We start from the raw sequence: 5726 nt of genomic DNA, 5'->3' as shown, positions 1-5726 counted from the left end.
TACTGCGCGCGTAATCTCACGCGCCCGCTCGCCAATGACAACTAATTTTAATGACCCGTCAGTGGTACCGCGCGTGACCCGTATTTGCTGCGGTGTTGCTTCGATGTGAAATATCTCGCCACCGTCAGTGACCGCGCCTTTCATGCGCCGCAAAGCGTATTTATCTCGCAAACTAGCCCAGATCTTCTCAATCTTCTCAGCGCTAATAGCCAACTCAGCCACATCAACCACGCCATAATTTAAAGCATTCTCAGTCACGTTTTCCGCAGGCTCGTGCAGTAGTAAATAGTCCAAAATCTGCGACTTGTCACCAAGCTGCACCAAATCAAACTTGCCGTGATCCATCATCACAACCTTCGTCAGTCCTTGTTGCAACAATGTTTCAATTAGCTGCTGGCGGTCTTTTTCAGCCAGTAAATCCAGCTTGCTGATCAATACCATGTCCGCTGCCTGAGCCTCCGTTAGCAACGCCTTCGCCAAACCATTAACCCTAGCTTCAGCTCCATCCACTACATACAACGACTGCTGCAAATCATACTGCTCAAAGATATCGCCAGCCAGCAATTTCTCGACCACCCGCAAAGTGTTAGCGACACCAGTCGATTCAATAATCACTGGCGCTCGTCCGCTTATTGCAAAATTGTGCAAAATATCAATCAACTCTTCGCCACTACTGCAGCAGATACACTCGCCAGCAATTGTCGCCACCTCATCAACGCGCTGTGCTAATGTGCAACTGTCAATACTTTCCGACGCAAACTCATTTTCAATCACTCGCGCGCCAGCAAACTCAGGCTGCTGCACCAAAAAATCCACTAGCGTCGTTTTACCAGCACCCAGCGCGCCATTCACCAGATATAATGCAATCTTATCGTTCATATTAACCTTTCTTATACACATATACTGAGTTAATGATATCGTCGTCAGGATTATACTCGACTAGCAGCTGCACGCGTCGCAAACTCTTCGGGTCAAACGCTGGGTATAATAGCGTTTTCGCACCATGCGCGCCACGCACAACAATCCGTCCGCCAGGCCGGAGCGCTGGCAAAATATTATCAATAATTTGCTGTTTGGCTTCAACCGAATCGCCCGCCAGGCCAGCCACATAAATCACGTCGTAAGCATTATCCAGCAAAGCCACCGCCGCTCCGTCCGCCAACAAACACTCGCCAACCGGCCAAGCAATCGTCCGTGCCAGCTCGCGCGACTGCACCAAAGCAGCTGGCGCCACATCCACCAAGTCAACCGCCGCGCCTGTCTGATGCCACAGACACCAAGCAGTCAAAGGCAAGGGACCGCTACCAATCATCGCCGCGCGGCTGTCCTCAGACAACAGCAAACCCGACCCGCCCAGTAAGCCAACTTCACGCCGCACTAGCTCGCGGTAATTGTCAATATACCAAAACTTTTCCAGCTCTTGCTGCGGACGGGCTGAGCTGGTAATTCGCCGCGACCAATACATTTCCATTTCTGATTCCGATAGAGAACAACGGCGCTGCACTTCGCGGCACACTTCATCATTACACCAATTTGGTAACGCTGTCGCCTGCACAACTGCCGCCACCAAGCCAGAAAAAGCTGCATTGACGTCTGGCGATGGTGCAAACTCGTGCAAATTCATCACTGTTTTAATTGCTATATCCATAGCTTTTCATAATGCCAAACCCTCCGAATTATTGCAAATTTGTTGCAATAAGTTGTATACTTGCAATATCATGACCCTCGACGATCTATTCAAACAACACAACCTGCGCCTAACTAAACCGCGCCAGCAAGTCTTCGACGCGCTGCAAAAATCAGACGTTCCGCTGACTATCAGCGATATTGCAAAAAAGTGCAAGGATATTAACCGCACTAGCGTTTATCGCGCCTTGGTAGCGTTCAACGATCTCAAAATCATTAACGTTGTTCACGTCGGTTGGAAGAACTACTACGAGCTAGCCGAGCCATTCATTCCGCATCATCATCATTTATACTGCATTCGCTGCCAAAACGCTACACCAATCCAAACCCCAGAATTAGAACAGCTCATCAATTACCTCAGCAGAAAATACAGCTTTTTGGTCATTGATCACCATTTTGAGCTTGAGGGTATTTGCCAAAAATGCCGGCAAAAACAGCAGCTAGCTAAAAGCGCTAGTGCTAGCAAAAACAAGCCAAAGCCAGAATCAAAATCAACAAAGTAACACTAATCGCCAATCATCGTCAACAGCATCTCGCGCTCGCGAATCAGCTCGCGGTAGCGTTTGAGCAAGCTCATAATATCATTGCGCTGCTCATTGCTGAGGTCAAACACCGCCAACAACACTCCGTCAATTTCTTTGGCAGCTTTTTGTGTGTCCGACAGATTAGCCAATCCCGGCACGGTAGCCAGATATTCCGCGCGAAGATCCTCGGTCTTTTTCTCGTAGAGAGCTAGTCGCTTAGCCGGACTATTAGCTGACTTTTTACCGAGACGCGCCAACGCTTTTTCATACTCTTGCCGCGCCGCCAACACCGACACATAATCAATTTTCAAGCCAAATAACCGCGCTACCAAGCCATTTTGCGCTTGCTCAATCTCGGCAGTAGCACCGTCGATTTCGTTCAAACGCCGCCGTGCTTGGCGCGTCATCCGGCGAATCTGATGGCGCTCAACTTTCGACTGGAATGAACGCTTAATCAATCGCGCCTGCGGATCGCGGATTGTCATGCCGAATTCCTCGGCAACCGCACGGTAGAGTAAATAATCTACGTAAACTTCGACCTGCTGCGAACAAACTTCTGCCGGCTGATTAACAAACTCTAGCGCCAAACGATGCAGCTTTTTTTCGCCTTCTGCATAATGTTGCATTGCAAAACGCGCTCGTTCAATGCTTTGGCTCTGCTGTGCTGCGTATTGCAACAATGTTGCAGTTTGCTCATCGTCTGTCAAGAAATTGTCGCTCATCGTCTTAATCAGCGTCTTCTGCTGCGGCGCGCTTTCGATTTTACGCAACCGCGGCAGGCAATCATCGCGCCAAGACAAGAAAAATTCCAGCGCCATCGGCACGCTGCGATCAAAGCGCCGCGCCATCCGCCGCAGCGAGCGCGGGCAAGCCGCATAGACGGCCGCCGCTTGCTGCCGGAACTGTAGCGGACGCACCTCTGCTAACTTAAGCAAACGATTGTATCGCGCTGGGAATACTTTATCGATATCATTCATAGCGTACCTGAACCTTTCTAAACGAATAATTTAATAATTTTTGCCACGACGCACCACGTTGATTAAAGCGCCGGATCTCGCCGTCGACCGATGCTACCTTGACCAGGGCTGGGCTGTACGGTACCTTACGGCTATACATCCACACATCATCGTAATTCCAGCGTCGCAGCGACGGATAAACCCTTTTCAAAAGCTCCACGCCATTGCGATAAAAATACTGCGGGTCGGCTTCTGGCGGCAAGAACTTCTCGGCCGTTAAACCCATATTCTTGACGATACGGCGCACATCCTCTAGCGTCTGCTCGGTACCATTCTCGGCAATAAGCAGAGCATACACGCTACCGCGACTGCGGAAAATCACTGCGTACGAATCGCGCCCCGTCTCGATATCGTCAAACAAAAATTCGTCGACTGGCATCTCGACATGAAACACCCGCGGAATCAGTTTTTGGCACTCCTCGCGGCGCATCTGATCGTAGTTAAAGTCGTTAGCGGTCATACTTCCATTATACTATTTTTATGACGAAAAGTCAATATTGTTAGATAACAAAAAAGCGCTAGGTAAGGGTGGGCATCACCTAGCGCCATTCTGCCCTTCGTCCCACCCTATCGGGTATACGTGATCCACCTCACACATACGGTGATCCGCTGGACAAAGGGGTTAGTATACGCTAAAAAGTTGTCTAGGCACGAAAGTGGAGGGTAGATTACTGTCGTGCGCCTTTTAGCGCAACCTAACATAAGTTAGAATAGGGGGTATAAGGTGCTTGATTCACCACCTCGGGTCAATCAATCATCCCAATATTAGCACACCTTTGACAACATGTCAATACTTTTTAACAGGAATTTGTATGAAAATCAATAAAGTATCACCAGATAGTAACGATTATCTCAAGGTATTAGCTAATATTGACGATAAGCCGCAAGCATTATATTACTTAGGTGAAGTTCCTAAACAACGCCAGCCAACCATCGCTATCGTCGGTACCCGCAAGCCAACCAGCTACGGTATCGAGGTAACAAATCAGTTTGCCAGCGGCCTGGCTAGCCGCGGCTTTATCATTGTTAGCGGATTAGCCCTAGGTACTGACGCGCTAGCGCACCGTGCCTGTTTAGACGCTGGCGGCACCACTATTGCCATCGTACCCAGCCAGTTACCGAATATTTATCCGCGCAGCAACAGCGCGCTCGCCCGGCGCATTATCGAAAAGGGCGGGGCAATCTTGTCCGAACATTCTACTGATGACACCGAACCGTACATCCTCGGCCGCTGGAGCTTTTTGGAACGCAACCGCTTGGTGTCTGGCTTGGCCGACGCCGTACTAATCACCGAGGCTAGTGCTCGCAGCGGCACGCTCAATACTGCTGCCCACGCGCTAGCTCAAGGCAAAGACGTCTTCGTCGTGCCCGGCAACATCACCAGCCCGCAAAGCGCCGGCTGCAACGCGCTGATCAAACAAGGCGCCACACCCGTCACCAGCCTCGACGATATTTTGTCGGTTGTCGCACCAGAATCCATGCCAGACGCGCGAACCGACCAAACCAAGCTGCCGCTCGGCTCAACACCTGCCGAAACAGCGATCATCGAACAGCTCGCTCAAGGTATCCGCGACGGCGATCAGCTGCAAAAGGCTACTCAGCTGCCGGCAACCGAGTTCAATACTGCGCTAACCATGCTTGAACTGACCGGCGCTATCCGCTCGCTCGGCGCCAACCAGTGGACGCTTGTCTAATTAATATTGTTTAAGCTTTTCGCAAATTTGTCATTTTCATCGTATAATTGTAGACTTAGATATTATGCCTATTAAGTCCCGTGAAAAGATTCCAAGATTCAATCCTAGGACTGATATCCCCACCATTCCCAACGCTATAAGCATTGCTGGCGCGATTCTAGCCTGGCGCGGCGCCAAACGCATCGATACCGCTGCTGGTATCGCACAGGTTGCCGCTGGCCGGTTCATTGACGTTCTAGACGGCATCGTCGCCCGCAAAACAGGGCAAACAAGCGATTTCGGCGCGTTGCTGGATGCTGGGCTAGACAAAGCTGTCACTGCCATCATCCTTTATAAGATAAAAAGTAAAAACCTCGCACCAACGGAAATAATCGCCGCCATCACAGCTTTTAATGGAATCAACGCCGTTGCCAGCGCCAAAACGATAGTTGAAGCTGGCGATGAAACCGTACGCCCGGAAATCTCTGGCAAATTGGCGCTAGCGTTCGAAACCAGCTCATTGCTAGCCCACCTACTCGGCAGCCGTCTCGAAACCACCGGCCAGAGCCAGCTCGCCAAAGTTGCTCGCGGTATCGGTGATTTAGCGTTCGCTGTATCGCTACCGCTCGCAGTTAAATCAACGGCCTCATATATCAAGCGCGCCTGGCCATCAAAACGCCGAAATGATAAATAAACAGGCAAAACTGGCGATTTGCGGCTTGAAGGGGATTTTGGCTATTTTGTTGCAAAAAATAGTAAATTATTGCGAAACTATTGACACTGCCGTCCATATGTGATATATATATATCAGCTTTTCAAACCGAAAA

General features: G+C 50.1%; 7 protein-coding genes. 3 read left to right on the top strand and 4 right to left on the bottom strand.

Annotation, left to right across the window (positions count from 1 at the left end; all coding sequences use genetic code 11):
- On the bottom strand, nucleotides 1-879 hold an 879-nt coding region (locus G1ANC_RS03530; RefSeq protein WP_164998010.1), incomplete at its 3' end, for a GTP-binding protein.
- A gap of 1 nt (nucleotide 880) precedes the next feature.
- Nucleotides 881-1648 carry a nicotianamine synthase family protein gene (locus G1ANC_RS03525; RefSeq protein ID WP_129693625.1) on the bottom strand — a complete coding sequence of 256 codons (768 nt, stop codon included), beginning with the start codon at nucleotides 1646-1648 and terminating at the stop codon, nucleotides 881-883.
- Between the two features lie 70 nt (nucleotides 1649-1718).
- On the opposite strand from G1ANC_RS03525, the gene G1ANC_RS03520 reads away from it, so the two are divergent.
- Complete coding sequence (locus G1ANC_RS03520) at nucleotides 1719-2189, top strand: Fur family transcriptional regulator (RefSeq protein ID WP_129693624.1); 471 nt, start codon at nucleotides 1719-1721, stop codon at nucleotides 2187-2189.
- 2 nt (nucleotides 2190-2191) lie between these two features.
- Here the strand turns inward: G1ANC_RS03520 and G1ANC_RS03515 are convergent, their stop codons facing one another.
- Nucleotides 2192-3187, bottom strand: coding sequence for a hypothetical protein (locus G1ANC_RS03515; RefSeq protein ID WP_129693623.1), 996 nt, complete (start codon nucleotides 3185-3187; stop codon nucleotides 2192-2194).
- On the bottom strand, nucleotides 3180-3686 hold the full coding sequence (locus G1ANC_RS03510; protein ID WP_129693622.1) for a hypothetical protein: 507 nt from the start codon (nucleotides 3684-3686) through the stop codon (nucleotides 3180-3182). Before G1ANC_RS03510 ends, G1ANC_RS03515 begins: the two co-directional genes overlap by 8 nt.
- Nucleotides 3687-4038: 352 nt before the next feature.
- Between G1ANC_RS03510 and dprA the strand changes: the two genes are divergently transcribed.
- Nucleotides 4039-4920 carry a DNA-processing protein DprA gene (gene dprA / locus G1ANC_RS03505; RefSeq protein ID WP_129693621.1) on the top strand — a complete coding sequence of 294 codons (882 nt, stop codon included), beginning with the start codon at nucleotides 4039-4041 and terminating at the stop codon, nucleotides 4918-4920.
- 64 nt (nucleotides 4921-4984) lie between these two features.
- Complete coding sequence (locus G1ANC_RS03500; protein WP_129693620.1) at nucleotides 4985-5593, top strand: CDP-alcohol phosphatidyltransferase family protein; 609 nt, start codon at nucleotides 4985-4987, stop codon at nucleotides 5591-5593.
- Nucleotides 5594-5726 lie beyond the last annotated feature (133 nt).

This window comes from Candidatus Nanosynsacchari sp. TM7_ANC_38.39_G1_1 (genome assembly GCF_004138385.1).
This window is presented reverse-complemented; position numbering and strand designations above follow the sequence as displayed.

Bases quoted from the DNA above. Each gene is read 5' to 3' on its own strand.
- G1ANC_RS03525 (WP_129693625.1), bottom strand. From the start codon at position 1,648: ATGGATATAGCAATTAAAACAGTGATGAATTTGCACGAGTTTGCACCA.
- G1ANC_RS03520 (WP_129693624.1), top strand. From the start codon at position 1,719: ATGACCCTCGACGATCTATTCAAACAACACAACCTGCGCCTAACTAAA.
- G1ANC_RS03515 (WP_129693623.1), bottom strand. From the start codon at position 3,187: ATGAATGATATCGATAAAGTATTCCCAGCGCGATACAATCGTTTGCTT.
- G1ANC_RS03510 (WP_129693622.1), bottom strand. From the start codon at position 3,686: ATGACCGCTAACGACTTTAACTACGATCAGATGCGCCGCGAGGAGTGC.
- dprA (WP_129693621.1), top strand. From the start codon at position 4,039: ATGAAAATCAATAAAGTATCACCAGATAGTAACGATTATCTCAAGGTA.
- G1ANC_RS03500 (WP_129693620.1), top strand. From the start codon at position 4,985: ATGCCTATTAAGTCCCGTGAAAAGATTCCAAGATTCAATCCTAGGACT.